The 13,011-nt window shown below is 62.0% G+C and carries 13 protein-coding genes; 8 read left to right on the top strand and 5 right to left on the bottom strand.

Translation table 11 applies throughout. The annotated features are described in order from the left end of the window. The 5 genes from ACOVRJ_RS00065 to ACOVRJ_RS00045 all read left to right on the top strand — a co-directional run. A partial coding sequence (locus ACOVRJ_RS00065; protein ID WP_422041866.1) for a class I tRNA ligase family protein occupies positions 1-549 on the top strand: 549 nt, incomplete at its 5' end. A gap of 3 nt (positions 550-552) precedes the next feature. Continuing rightward, positions 553-1,059 (top strand): signal peptidase II, encoded by a 507-nt coding sequence (lspA, locus tag ACOVRJ_RS00060; RefSeq protein WP_422041865.1) that lies wholly within the window; start codon positions 553-555, stop codon positions 1,057-1,059. A 118-nt stretch (positions 1,060-1,177) separates the two neighbouring features. Continuing rightward, complete coding sequence (locus tag ACOVRJ_RS00055) at positions 1,178-2,062, top strand: DUF2189 domain-containing protein (RefSeq protein ID WP_422041864.1); 885 nt, start codon at positions 1,178-1,180, stop codon at positions 2,060-2,062. A 159-nt stretch (positions 2,063-2,221) separates the two neighbouring features. Beyond that, complete coding sequence (locus ACOVRJ_RS00050) at positions 2,222-3,742, top strand: ATP-binding protein (protein WP_422041863.1); 1,521 nt, start codon at positions 2,222-2,224, stop codon at positions 3,740-3,742. Next, positions 3,739-4,662 (top strand): DMT family transporter, encoded by a 924-nt coding sequence (locus tag ACOVRJ_RS00045; RefSeq protein ID WP_422041862.1) that lies wholly within the window; start codon positions 3,739-3,741, stop codon positions 4,660-4,662. The genes ACOVRJ_RS00050 and ACOVRJ_RS00045 overlap by 4 nt, the downstream gene beginning before the upstream one ends. Before the next feature lie 16 nt (positions 4,663-4,678). On the opposite strand, the gene ACOVRJ_RS00040 is transcribed toward ACOVRJ_RS00045, so the two are convergent. After that, positions 4,679-5,467 carry an SDR family oxidoreductase gene (locus ACOVRJ_RS00040; RefSeq protein WP_422041861.1) on the bottom strand — a complete coding sequence of 263 codons (789 nt, stop codon included), beginning with the start codon at positions 5,465-5,467 and terminating at the stop codon, positions 4,679-4,681. Positions 5,468-5,497: 30 nt separating this feature from the next. Further along, positions 5,498-6,418: a DMT family transporter gene (locus ACOVRJ_RS00035; RefSeq protein ID WP_422041867.1), complete on the bottom strand. Its 921-nt coding sequence runs from the start codon at positions 6,416-6,418 to the stop codon at positions 5,498-5,500. A gap of 295 nt (positions 6,419-6,713) precedes the next feature. On the opposite strand from ACOVRJ_RS00035, the gene ACOVRJ_RS00030 reads away from it, so the two are divergent. The 3 genes from ACOVRJ_RS00030 (at position 6,714) to ACOVRJ_RS00020 (ending at position 10,396) form a co-directional block, all read left to right on the top strand. Further along, complete coding sequence (locus ACOVRJ_RS00030; RefSeq protein WP_422041860.1) at positions 6,714-7,766, top strand: GGDEF domain-containing protein; 1,053 nt, start codon at positions 6,714-6,716, stop codon at positions 7,764-7,766. A 224-nt stretch (positions 7,767-7,990) separates the two neighbouring features. Further along, entirely contained in the window at positions 7,991-9,556 is a 1,566-nt protein-coding gene (locus ACOVRJ_RS00025) for a sensor histidine kinase (RefSeq protein WP_422041859.1), read from the top strand. A gap of 294 nt (positions 9,557-9,850) precedes the next feature. Then, on the top strand, positions 9,851-10,396 hold the full coding sequence (locus tag ACOVRJ_RS00020; protein ID WP_422041858.1) for an outer membrane beta-barrel protein: 546 nt from the start codon (positions 9,851-9,853) through the stop codon (positions 10,394-10,396). A 191-nt stretch (positions 10,397-10,587) separates the two neighbouring features. Here ACOVRJ_RS00020 and ACOVRJ_RS00015 read toward each other — a convergent pair whose 3' ends face one another. The 3 genes from ACOVRJ_RS00015 to ACOVRJ_RS00005 all read right to left on the bottom strand — a co-directional run. Continuing rightward, on the bottom strand, positions 10,588-12,147 hold the full coding sequence (locus ACOVRJ_RS00015; protein WP_422041857.1) for a methyl-accepting chemotaxis protein: 1,560 nt from the start codon (positions 12,145-12,147) through the stop codon (positions 10,588-10,590). 249 nt (positions 12,148-12,396) lie between these two features. Next, positions 12,397-12,603 (bottom strand): hypothetical protein, encoded by a 207-nt coding sequence (locus ACOVRJ_RS00010; protein WP_422041856.1) that lies wholly within the window; start codon positions 12,601-12,603, stop codon positions 12,397-12,399. A 162-nt stretch (positions 12,604-12,765) separates the two neighbouring features. Then, positions 12,766-13,011, bottom strand: a 246-nt coding sequence (locus tag ACOVRJ_RS00005) for an MFS transporter (protein WP_422041855.1), incomplete at its 5' end; no start/stop codon positions are given.

Here is a 13,011-nt window from a genome sequence, read left to right as displayed (position 1 = left end):
AAGAGCCTGGCGCGCCGCTCGGCCCAGACCGCGCTGTGGCACCTGACCCACGGCATGCTGCGCTGGATGGCGCCCTTCCTCAGCTTCACCGCCGAAGAAGCCTGGCCCATCTTCAGCGGCAAGCCGGCCGGCGAAAGCATCTTTGTCGAGACCTACTGGCAGTTCGCCGCGCCCGATGAAGCGCTGCTGGCCAAGTGGGGCCGCATCCGCGAGATCCGCGAAGCGGTCAACAAGGCCATCGAAGACGTGCGCAAGGACGGCGGTGTCGGCTCCTCGCTGCAGGCCGAAGTCAGCTTGGGCGTGACGGCGCAAGACCTGACCCTGCTGCAGTCGCTGGGCGAGGATCTGAAGTTCGTCTTCATCACCTCGGCCGCCAGCCTGAGCGAGGCAGCGGAGTTGAGCGTCACCGTCACGCCCTCGGCGCAGCAGAAATGCGAGCGCTGCTGGCATTACCGCGAAGACGTGGGCGCCAACCCCGAGCACCCGACCCTGTGCGGCCGTTGCGACAGCAATCTGCACGGCAGCGGCGAAACCCGCACGGTGGCCTGAGCGATGGCGAGCAACTACAAGAAAAGCAGCAGCGGCGGCAACAAGCTGGGTCTGTGGCTGGGCATTGCCCTGCTGATCATCCTGCTGGATCAGTTCACCAAAGTGCTGATCCTGGGCAACTTCCAACTCGGCGACAGCCGCTTCGTGACCAGCTTCTTCAACGTCGTGCGGGTCCACAACACCGGCGCAGCCTTCAGCTTCCTGGCCGGCGCCGGCGGCTGGCAGCGTTGGTTCTTCGTAGGCATCGGGGCGGTGGCAACCGTCTTCATCGTCGTCATGCTGCGCCGACACGGCCAACAAACCCTGTTTGCCACTGCGCTCAGCCTGATTTTGGGCGGCGCCATCGGCAATGTGGTGGACCGTTTGCTGCACGGCTATGTGGTTGACTTCATCCAGGTGCATTGGTCCGGCTGGTATTTCCCGTCCTTCAATATCGCCGACAGCGCCATCAGCGTGGGCGCGGTGCTGCTGATTTGGGACGAGATTCGCCGCGTGCGGCGCGGCGGCTGAGCACGCGCAGCGCCCGAAACAGCGGGGGCGGGCGGCGCCCGCGCCCCGCCAACCTCGGGTTGCACCCAATCAGGAAAGTCCGCTGGTTCTGAGGCTCGCTCCCGCCTAAGCTGCAGGCATGACGCCTCAAGCCCACGCACCCCAAGCGCAGCCAAGCACACCCCCCGCCGAAGCGGCGCCCCAGGCGGCCGCCGACACGGCATCAACGCCTACGCAATCGCTTGCCCCTTCCAACGAAGACGAAGCGGAGTCCAGGCGCGACACCTCTTTCAACATCCCCCTGCATCCCTTGCGCCTGCGCGATCCGCTGTGCTGGCTAGCCGCCGGCTGGCGCGACTTCAAGCGCGCGCCGCTGATCGGCATGTTCTACGGCCTGTGTTTCATGTTGATGGGTTGGGCACTCATCGGCGTGTTCAAACATGCGCCGATCTACACCCTGGCGCTGTCCGCGGGCTTCTTGTTGATGGGCCCATTTTTGTGCCTGGGCCTGTACCGTGTCAGCATGAAGCTGGAGATGGGCGAGAAGCCTCGCCTCTTGGACTCGCTGCTGGCCTGGAACCGCCGCTTGTCCCAGATCACCATTTTTGGGGGCGTCTTGCTGATCCTGGAAATGATCTGGGGGCGCGCCGCCCTGATCGTGTTCGCGGTCAGCTTCGATGGCATGCCTGACTTTGCGGGCTCCATCCTGAAGTTGCTGGATCCGCAAAACGTCAGCTTCATCATCGCGTATCTGGCGGTCGGCGGTGTATTCGCGGGCCTGATCTTTGCGATCAGCGTGATTTCCATCCCCATGCTCTTGGCCCGTGAGACCGATGCGGTCACCGCCGGTCTGACAAGTTTGCGCCTGGTGCTGTCTCAACCGCTGGTGATGCTGTTCTGGGGCTTTCTGATCACCGCCGGCGTGGTGTTGGCACTGCTGCCCGGATTCCTCGGTCTGATCATCATCGGACCGATTCTGGGTCACGCCAGTTGGCATGCCTACCGTGCTGCGGTGCACGACTGAGCGCATTCGCCTGAGTTTTTTTCACTCCGTACCCTTGCTGAACCCGGGCCAAACGAAGCCGACCGAGCCACAATGCGGGCTGCGTTTTTCTTGCCCGCCAGCAGGACTTGCCGGTCCGCTGTCACTCAGGTAAGACGAACTCCCTCTTGCCCTGTGCCCATGCTCGACTTTTCCTCCCTGACGCATTACGACTGGCTTGATGTCCCCATGTGGGTCTTTGACCCCGAGCGGCAGCGCAATCTATGGGCGAATGCGGCCGCTCTGCGTTTCTGGCGTGCCGCCAGCGCCGAAGAGTTCTTGGCAAGAGATTTTTCAGACACCGCAGAGCCGGTACGGGAACGCTTGGCGGTCACCGCGACCGACCATGCTCAGGGCAAGATCGTGCGCGAGCAATGGACGCTCTACCCCAAGGGTCAGCCCATCACCGCCATGCTGGTTTCACGCGGCATCTACACACCCGACCGTCGGCAGGTGATGTTGTTCGCGGCCGATTCACTCGCCAGCGGTACCGACTTGGGCGTGTTGCGCGGGGTCGAAGCGCTGCAGCACACCTCCGTTCGCATCGCGGTGTTCAGCCTGAAGGATGGCAAATGCTTGATGCGCAACCCCGCCGCCGCGCTGGCGTTCAATTCGGCAACAGACACAGCAGCCGGCAAGCCCAGCCCTGAAGCCAAACCATTTCAGCATGATCTAGTGGCCTTGTTCGCCGATGCGGAAGACGCGAACCGCATCATGCAACAGGTGCAGGCCGGCACCAGTGTCAAGGTCGACGTACAGCTGCTGACCAAGCAAGGCCTGTGTTGGCATGGCATCAACGCCAGCCCGATGCGCGACCCGGTCACCGGAGAGCCGGTGCTGCTGCTCAACGCCCGCGACATTGCAGACTTGAAGGCCAGCCAGGCGGCGCTGGAGGCGGCCCGCGAAGCCGCTGAAACGGCCAGTCAGGCCAAGAGCAGCTTTTTGGCCAATATGAGCCATGAAATCCGCACGCCGATGAATGGCGTCTTGGGCTTGACCGAGTTGGTCTTGCAGACCGAGCTGAGCGACAAACAACGCAAATTCATCGAACTGGCGCACAACTCGGCCAAAGGCCTGATGGTCATCATCAACGATTTGCTGGACGTGGCCAAAATCGAAGCGGGCCGGGTGGTGATCGAGGAATCGCCCTTCTCCTTGCACGACTGCTTGCGCGAGGCCCTGCACCCGCTGCTGCTCCAAGCCCATGAGAAAGGCATTCAGCTGCATGCGCGGGTGCAACCGGGCGTGCCTCAGCATGTCTTGGGGGATGCGCTGCGCCTGCGCCAGGTGCTGGTGAATCTGGTCGGCAACGCCTTGAAGTTCACCGAGAAAGGCGAGGTCCGGGTTGAGATTCAGCTGCTGGAGGCCGCGCCCGAAAGCAAGGAGGCGGTCGGCGCAGATGAAGGTTTGCGTCTGCGTTTGAGCGTGCATGACACCGGCATCGGCATGACACGCGACCAGATCGCCCAAGTCTTTGACCCCTTCACCCAGGCAGATGGCAGCATCACGCGGCGCTACGGTGGCACCGGGCTGGGTCTGACCATCGTGCAGCGCTTGGTCGGCTTGATGGGCGGGCGTATCGAGGTCGAAAGCCAGCCGGGCACCGGCTCATGTTTCAGCTTCGAAGTGGCGCTCAAGCAAGTCCCACCCCGTCCTGCATGACGCTGACACCCCGCCTGGCCCTGCTGCTGACCCTGCCACCGCTGATGTGGGCGGGCAATGCGGTGGTCGGGCGCTTGATGGTCGACAGCATCTCGCCCTTGGCACTGAATGGATTGCGCTGGGCTTTGGCCGGCCTGTTGCTGCTGCCATTCGCTTGGCGCTTACTCCTGCAACCTTCCGTCTTGCTGAAGCGCTGGCGCTATCTGGCGCTTTGCGGCTTCCTGGGCATGGGTTGCTACAACGCACTGCAGTACCAAGCGCTGCGCAGCTCCAGTGCGCTCAACGTCACCTTGATTGCCGCCAGCCTGCCGCTCTGGATGTTGACGGTGGGAGCGCTGTGGTTCGGCGTCAGGCCGAGTCGCCGGCAAATGCTGGGGGCGGCCTTGTCCTTGCTGGGCGTCGCCCTGGTCATGAGCCGAGGGGCCTTGCAAACACTGGCCGAGGTTCAGTTCGTGATCGGCGACTTGCTGATGCTGGTGGCAATTTTTTCTTGGGCCCTGTACAGCTGGCTGCTGGTGAGGCCGCCCGAATCGATGCGCGGGGCAGCACGCCCCGACTGGGACTGGGCGGCGGTTTTGATGGCGCAGATGCTCTACGGCCTGGTCTTCGCTGGCGGCATGGCCGGGCTGGAGCAAGCCCTGCGGCCCCAGACGATTGCTTGGGGGCCAGGTCTTGCCTTGACCCTGCTGTATGTGGCGATCGGTCCGTCCTTGATTGCCTATCGCTGCTGGGGTCTGGGCGTGGCCCAGGCCGGGCCAGCCATCGCCGCTTTCTTCGGCAATCTGACGCCGGTGTTTGCGGCCCTGATGTCAGGCGCTTTGTTGGGCGAATGGCCGCAGTGGTATCACGGCCTGGCATTCGGCTTGATTGCTGCCGGGATCTGGATTTCTTCGCAAAGCCCGGCCGCCAGCGGTCGCTAGTCCGAGCTGCCGGGCATCAATACACGCCGGGATAGGCGCCACCGTCGAGCAGGATGTTCTGCCCGGTGAGATAGCCCGCCTGGGCACTGCAAAGCATGGCACAGATGGCGCCAAACTCGGCCGCCGTGCCAAAGCGCTGCGCCGGTATGCCTGCGCGCCGTTTGGCTGCAAACTCTTCACTGCTTTGACCCAGTTTGGCACCGCCGGCCGCCAAGGTCTTGTGCAGTCGTTCGGTATCGAAGGCGCCGGGCAGCAGACTGTTGATGGTCACATTGCGGCCGGCCAAGCTGGGCTGACGGGCCAAGCCGGCAACAAAGCCGGTCAGACCCGACCGGGCGCCATTGCTGAGGCCCAGCACATCGATCGGCGCCTTCACCGCGCCCGAGGTGATGTTGACCACTCGCCCGAAACCACGAGCCGCCATGCCGTCCACCGTCGCCTTGATCAACTCGATCGGCGTCAACATATTGGCTTCCAGCGCGGCCAGCCAGGCGGCACGGTCCCAATCGCGAAAATCGCCAGGCGGCGGGCCACCGGCGTTGTTGATCAAAATGTCGACCTGCGGGCATGCGGCCAAGGCCGCGGCACGCGCCTCAGCGGTGGCGATATCGCCCTGCACCGCCACCACCTGCACGGCGGGATTCAAGCGCCGCAACTCGGCCGCCGTCGACGCCAAGGCCTCGGCGCCGCGCGCGGTGATTACCACGTGCACGCCCTCGCCCACCAGGGCTTCGGCACAGCCTCGGCCCAAGCCTTTGCTGGCCGCACACACCAGGGCCCAGCGGCCCGACAGTCCCAGATCCATCGCGATTCCTTCACACCCTTGTTCAGGGTTTCAACGCCACTTTGCTAACAACCAAACCCCACTCAAGACCAGGACCGTGCCCGCCGCCACCCAGGGCGTGAAGGGCTCATCCAGGATCACAACGCCCATCAGAATCGTGGACATCGGCCCGATCATGCCGGTTTGCGCCGCCAGACTTGCACCCAATCGCTCAATCGCCATCATCACCATCAACACCGGCGCGAAAGTGCAGGCGACAGCATTCAAGGCCGACAGGTACAAGACCTCGGGGGCCACAGCAAATGCACTCGCAGCCGGTCTGAGCAGAAAGAACTGACCAATGCAGAGCAAGCAAGCCACCGTGGTCGCCAAGCCGGTGAGACGCATGGCCCCCAAGCGCTGCACCTCTTCACCGCTGAAGAGCAGGTAAAAGGCGTAGCTGATGGCGCTGCCGAACACCAGGGCGGCCCCGAGCCAGACCTCTGCACCTTGCAGATGCAACTCTTGCCCGAACACCAACAAGACGCCGGCATAGCTGATCGCCAGCGCCAGCAATTGCCGACCGGTGACCCGGCGCTTGAACAAGATCCAACCGAGCAAGAGGACCAGGGTCGGATTCAAATACAAAATCAAACGCTCGAAACTCGCGCTGATGTAGGCCAAGCCGGCAAAGTCCAAAAAACTGGCCAGGTAGTAGCCCGAGAAACCCAGGCCAAAGACCGCAAGCCAATCGCGCCGGGTCAAAGCCGGCTTGCCGCGCCCAGCCCACCAGGCCAGGACCACAAACAAAGGCAGGGCAAACAACATGCGCAACATGATCAAGCTCACCGCATCGACGTCATGTCGATAAGCGAGCTTGACGATGATGGCCTTGCCGGAAAAAGCGATCGCACCAAAAGAAGCCAACAACAAACCCGGCCAGAGAGACTGAGAACTGGCGGTTGGAAGGGATGGAGGCGCTGAGGAGGTCATCGGGTTCCATTCTAGGCAAGCCCTGCGCCCGCCAACCCAGACGCCATCCGGCTGCCGCCCGCCTTCCGCCAAGATGCCGACCCGATGCAAGCTCAATGCATGGCAGAGACCTCGTGCCGACAAAAGCGGCACTTTTTCGCGCAGCGCTGCGCTTTGCCGCTGTTTCGGTTCGTCCACGCCTCAATCCAGCGCGGGCGCGACCGATACCAGCGGGTGCAAGCCGTCCAATGCTAGGTGAGAACGCCACGCGCCCCAGACTCGGCTGCAAGGAACATGGGAATTAGGGAATAGAACCATGAGATACACCGACAGCATGGCCCGCAGCGCCGAACACTTGCGCGCGGCCCTGCCTTTGATGACACAACAGCGTGCCGCACTGCATCCGGCCAGTTATGCCGTTTGGTATGAGTTCGTCAGCGGCATGAATCCTTCGCTGAATCAGGCGCTGAATATCCAGACGGCGGGTGGTCAGACCTTGGATGAAGCCCAGGTCTGGACCTTGTATCGAGAGCACATCTGTGAACTGGATCCGGCCACCGGAGAGAAGATCAGTGCCGGGCTGAATCAGGTGCTCGAAGGCATGGCCGCCTCGGCGGCGGAAGCGGGCCATCAATCGGCCCGATTTGATCAATCACTGACACACTGGGTCGAGCGGCTGCTGGACAACCCGCCGCAGCAAGCCCAAGCCCAGGTGCTGCAGGAATTGCTCAGTGGCACGCGGGAGATCCGCGGTGCCCTGAACCATTTGAAGCAAAGATTGGACAGCAGCCAAGAGGAGATCAACAGCCTGCGCGAGGACGTGCGCCGGGCGCGTGGCGAAGCCCTGCTGGATGCACTCACGGGCTTGGCCAACCGCCGCGCCTTTGACCTGCAGATGCAAAAGTGCATCGAGGCAGCACCCACCGACAAGTCCACCGCACCTTGCTTGGTGCTGGGGGACATCGACTTCTTCAAACGTGTCAACGACAGCTATGGCCACGCCTTCGGTGACCAGGTCTTGCGGGCTGTAGCACAGACACTCAAGGGCGTTGTCGGCAGCTGCGGGGCCCATCCGTCGGCGGACGAGGCCTTGCCGGCCCGCATTGGGGGTGAAGAATTCGCGCTGCTGCTGCCGAATGGCCAGTTGCAGCTCGCCCAGAAGATGGCCGAAACGATGCGCGCCAGTGTTGCAGCCAGCCGCATTCGGCGCGGCGCCACCCCCGCAGAGATTGAGCGCGTCACCATCTCGATTGGCGTCACCCAGATGGCCTTGGGCGAAAGCGCCGACAGCTTCTACGCCCGCGCGGACCGGGCGCTCTATGCCTCTAAACGCACCGGTCGCAATTGTGTAACCGTCCTGGCGGCCTGAGCAGGCTCGGGCTGCGTGCGCCTCCGACCCACGCCCGGCGCTTGCTTGAAAACCTGCCAAGCCAAACGCCTCGGTGTAAGTTCTAGCCCGGCTTGCGCTCCCAAGCGGCTCACTGGCCCTTACACTGAGTGCCTCAGGAGCAGCGGCCAAACAATGACACCCAGCCCAACGAGCGCTCAGTCGCACCAATTCGTGCCGAGGCAAGCCCCTCGAGGAGTGCATTGATGTTCGAGCGAGCATCGCTTCGCTATGCCGTGATCGTGGCCCTGCTGGTGGGTCTGCTGGTGCCGACCGCCGTCACATTGCTGTGGGACGCCCAAGCCACCCGCCACACCGCGCTCGAAGACTTGAAGCGCGACCTCGCGCGCACCACGGAGGTCATGTCTTTGTCGCTGGCGGAGCCGGTCTGGCAAGTCTCGCCGGACTTGGCAGAACCGATGATCAAGGCTCAGTTCGATGACCCACGCTTTGTATCCGTGGTCGTGCGCGAGCAATCCACCACCGCGGCCTTTCAAGAGGTGCGACGCCCGCAAAGCGCAGATGAGCAAGACCTGACCCTCAAAGCCAGCCGTCCGGTCTTGCGCGACGGCCGCCAGATTGCAGAACTGACGGTGGAGATGAGCGCGGCCCCCCTTCTGGCGGCCAAACGTGCCGATATGGTGCGCACCCTGTGGCGCAGTGTGTTCACGCTGACCATGTCTTCGCTGCTCATCCTGTGGGTGATGCGTCGGCGCGTGCTGTTGCCCATGACACAGCTGACGCAAGCCGCCGAGGCCTTGGCCGCAGGTCAATTGGAAAAGCCGCTGGATCCGGTCGGCAGCGATGAGATAGCCCGGGTCAGTTTGGCCATGGAGCGCATGCGTCAATCCTTGCTGCAAGCCTTTGACGAGTTGCGCCACCATGCCACCACGCTCGAAGAGCAGGTCGAGCAACGCACCGCGGAGTTGACCACCAGCAATGAAGATTTGACCCAGGCTCTGGCCCATCTGAAAACCGCCCAGCATGAATTGGTGGAGTCAGAGAAGCTGGCTTCCTTGGGGCGTTTGGTGGCCGGGGTTGCGCATGAGTTGAATACCCCGCTGGGCAACTCGCTGACCGTGGTGTCTTCCCTGGAAGACCGCTACAAGGCTTTGGACGAGATGCTGTCCAGCGCCACGCCCATGCGCCGCAGCATGCTGGAAGATCTGGTGCGCGACACCCGTCGCGGCCAAGACATCTTGCAGCGCAATGTGCAAAAGGCTGCCGATCTGGTGCGCGACTTCAAGCAAGTCGCCATTGACCAAACCACCGACCTGCGGCGCGACTTCGATCTGGCCCGCGTGGTCGAAGACGTCTTGATCATGGTGGAACCCAGCTTCAAGCACACCCCATTTGTCATCCACACCGATCTGGGTAGCGGCATCTCTATGAACAGCTACCCCGGCTCGCTCGGCCAGGTGCTGACCAATCTTTTGATCAATGCCTTGGTGCACGGTTTTGAAGGCCGGACCGAAGGTGAAGTCCGAGTGCACTGCGCGCAACTCAGTCCCGACGAGGTCGAGTTGAGCGTCATTGACAATGGCCGCGGTATGGACGAATCGGTGCGCCGCCGCATCTTCGACCCCTTCTTCACCACCAAGCTTGGCACCGGCGGCTCAGGCCTGGGCATGCACATCGTGCACAACATTGTCACCAATGTGCTGGGCGGACAGATCGAGGTCTTCAGCGCGCCCGGCCATGGTGCACGCATGCTGATCAGGCTGCCCACGGTCGCCCCCGAACGCGGCGGCGCCGAGGCTTCGCTGCATTGAAGCCGATCTGAGGCTTAGGTGCCTCAGCCAACGGGCTTTTGCATCAAGACCCAGGCTTCGCTTGGCCCCCATCGATGTGAACCCGCTCGGACCTGGGCCCCCATGACCTTCGGCTGAAAAAGCCACCCCAACCCAAGGTCGCAAACCCAAGGCCTTGTCACAGACCGTCACACAGGCCATACAGGGTTTGTACTGACTTGCCAGCCCCTCATCGACACAATGAGTCCATCGCAGCACACAAGCCGAACAGGCAACCGCAGCGAGATTGACTCAACCAAGAAGAAAGGCAAGTCGATGAACAAGCATACATTCACCAAGACCGCTACCCTCGCTCTGGCCCTTGCCGCCGGCAGCGCCTTCGCCACTGAGAACGGCTGGTATGTGGGAGCAGACATCGGTCAAGCCCGCAATAACTTGACCAGCCCGACCAGCCCCGCCGTGGGCCTCGACAAGAAGGACACCGCCTACGGCCTGCATGGCGGTTACCAGTTCAACAAGTACTTCGCCACCGAACTGGGTGTGAACCGTCTGGGCACACAAAAAATCGGCAACAACAAGGCCACCACCACCGCCTACTCGCTGGATGCCATTGGCCGACTGCCGGTGAGCGACAAGTTCACGGTCTATGGTCGTCTGGGTGGCGCCCATATGGAGCGTAACTACAGCGCCGCTTCGGGCAACCATGCCGCCGGCATCAAGGTGGGTCTGGGCGCGGACTACGCCATCAGCAAGAACTGGTCGCTGCGTACCGAGTTGACTCGCTACAACAACGTGCCCACCACCAGCACCTTCGGCAACACGCTGGATGCCTGGAGCCTGGGCGTGAACTACCACTTCTGAGCCTGAATCCTCCTCGCTGAAGGGCGGGCGGAGACAAAGCCAGGGGATCACCGAGGGTTAGAACCATGCCAGTGGGTCTACACAAGTCCCCCCCCGAACCCTGGCACCAGACAAGCCCGCAGCCGTGTCATCACTGCTGCGGGCTCTCTCGCATGCAAGGGGAGCCCAAGCCAGCTTTCAATGCAGGCAAGCTAGAGCGCAAACACCCGGACCGCATTCGCCAAACGGCCCGCCTGATCCTTCAGGTTCTCACTGGAGGCCGCCATTTCTTCGACCAGCGCCGCATTCTGCTGGGCGACCTGATCAAGATGCCTCAGTTGCATCTGCAACTGATCGATATCGGCTTGATCTTGACCCGACTCGGCATCCAACTGCGCCATCAATGCCGTCAGCGATTGAATCTCTTGCACCATCGATTGCAAGGTGACACCGGCCGCATCCACTTCGGCGGTGCCGGAGGCCGCACGTTCCATCGAACTCGAGATCAAGACCTTGATCTCCCGCGCAGCCTCGGCACTGCGCTGCGCCAAGGCCCGCACCTCGGAGGCCACGACGGCGAAACCCCGACCTTGCTCGCCCGCACGGGCCGCCTCCACCGCAGCATTCAGAGCCAAGATATTGGTCTGAAATGCGATGCCATCGATGACGCCGATGATGTCCCCAATCCTGCGCGCACCGTCGTCAATGCCATGCATGGTCTGAACCACCTGGCTCATCTGCCCTCCAGCACGCAGCGCCACCTGCTGCACGGTCTGGGTCAGGCTAAGCGCTTCGTTGGAGCTGTCCACACGCAAACGCAAGCGGTCCATCACATCAACAAGCTTGGCGTTAGCCACTTGCGTCGTCGCCGCGGTCTGTTCGGTGCGCTGGGAAAGGTCTAGATTGCCCTGGGCTATTTGACCTGAGGCGGAATGCAGCTCTTGCACATTCATCCGCACCTCACGCACCAGATTCGCAAGCCCCTGTTGCATGGCATGCATGAAAGCCATCACACTGGATTGGTCGTTAGCCTGTAGGGACGGTCTTTGCGCCAGATTGCCCTTGGCAATGCCCTCGGCGACGGCCCGCACCGAACTGGGCTCCGCCCCTAAGGAGCGCATGATGCGTGAGGAGATCAGCATCGCGACGCCAATACCGATCAGGCAGGCCAGAAGGCAGCCGCCGATCGCCAACCAGATCGCCCTTGCGTGGCGACTGCGGGCTTGCTCATACTCGGCTTTGGCAACCGTCAGTTGAACAGCCACCAGTTCATTGAGCTTGTCACTCAAAGGATCGATGGCTTGATAAAGAGAGTTCTTGGCGATATCCGCCAAAGCCGCTTCGTCTTTGGCCAGCAAGACCTCATGCAAGCGCTGGCGGATGCGATCTGCGGATGCCATCAAGGGCTCAAGCTCTCGAGCCAGTCGCTTCTCCTCGGGCACCAAAAAGGTCTCGATGTAAGCCTTCCAGGTCTTTCGCACCACGGCATCCGAAGCATCCACCAATTGCAAGCCCGCCTGCCAGTCCAGATTCCCATTGCGAACCTTGTGGGTGGTATCCACCAGATTGACCGCATACATATCGGCTACGGTCTTGAGTTGCTGAAGCGGGACCACACGGTCATCGTAGACGGTGCGCAAGGCTTCGTTGGAGGCGGCCAGCAGACGCATGCCGCTCAAGGTCAAGCCTGCCATCAGCAGACATAACACCGCAGTCAAAGTGATCAAGCGCGCGCGCACGCTGGGAACCATCGCAAACAGCGAATCGAGCATTGAATCTCTCTCCTGGGTCATCACCGAGCCTGGACCCTGCCAAGCACAGGCGGCCAATCAGCACGCCCCGGCTGATTCTCAACAAAAAGTCGGCTGATGAAAAGGAGTATTGCCCTGTGCTGCCCCCCCAAACCAGGCGAAACAGCCGGGTCGGGCGAAAGCGGCACAGTCCACTGGCACGGGCTTGGATCCGCCCTGAGCGCAGATATCCGGCTGCACGCAAGGGATACAGCCGGGGCGCTGCCTCGCTCAGGTCGACGCAGCCGAGGCGGGTGCGCTTGCAGCTTCGGGCAGCGAGGCCGCAGGAGCGGCCACCGGCGCTGCTGACGCAGCTTCCGAATGAGGCGCCGATACATCATGCTTCTCGCCGCTCATATCGATATTGCCGCCACTCTTCATCAAGATAAAGATGGCCAAAGCAGCGAAGAGCGCAAAGCCAACAAGCAGTTTCCACATGATTCAGGTCCAGTCCGTCAAAAAGAGTGAAAGAAACAAGTCTTCATTCTTCAGCCCCAAGCTGACTGCAGGCTGAGTACCGTGCAGATCGAGAGTTTGGGGAGGCTAAAAAAAAAGGCGACCCATGGGCCGCCTTCTTCGATGGGCAGTACTTGCTGCCGATCAATCGTTGGCGTAGATGTCCACGTCCTTGGTTTCGCGGACGAACAGCAGACCAATCACCAAAGTCATCGCAGCGATGCCGATGGGATACCACAGGCCGTGATAGATGTTGCCGTTCTGGGCCACCATCGCAAAAGTGATGGACGGCAACAGTCCACCGAACCAGCCGTTTCCAATGTGATACGGCAAGCTCATCGAGGTGTAACGGATACGGGTCGGGAACATCTCCACCAGCATGGCCGCGAT

Source organism: Roseateles sp., from assembly GCF_049240545.1.
In the GTDB taxonomy this organism is placed as follows: Bacteria; Pseudomonadota; Gammaproteobacteria; order Burkholderiales; family Burkholderiaceae_C; genus Paucibacter_A.
The sequence above is the reverse complement of the archived record's forward strand: the minus strand, read 5'-3'. Positions and strand labels throughout refer to the sequence as shown.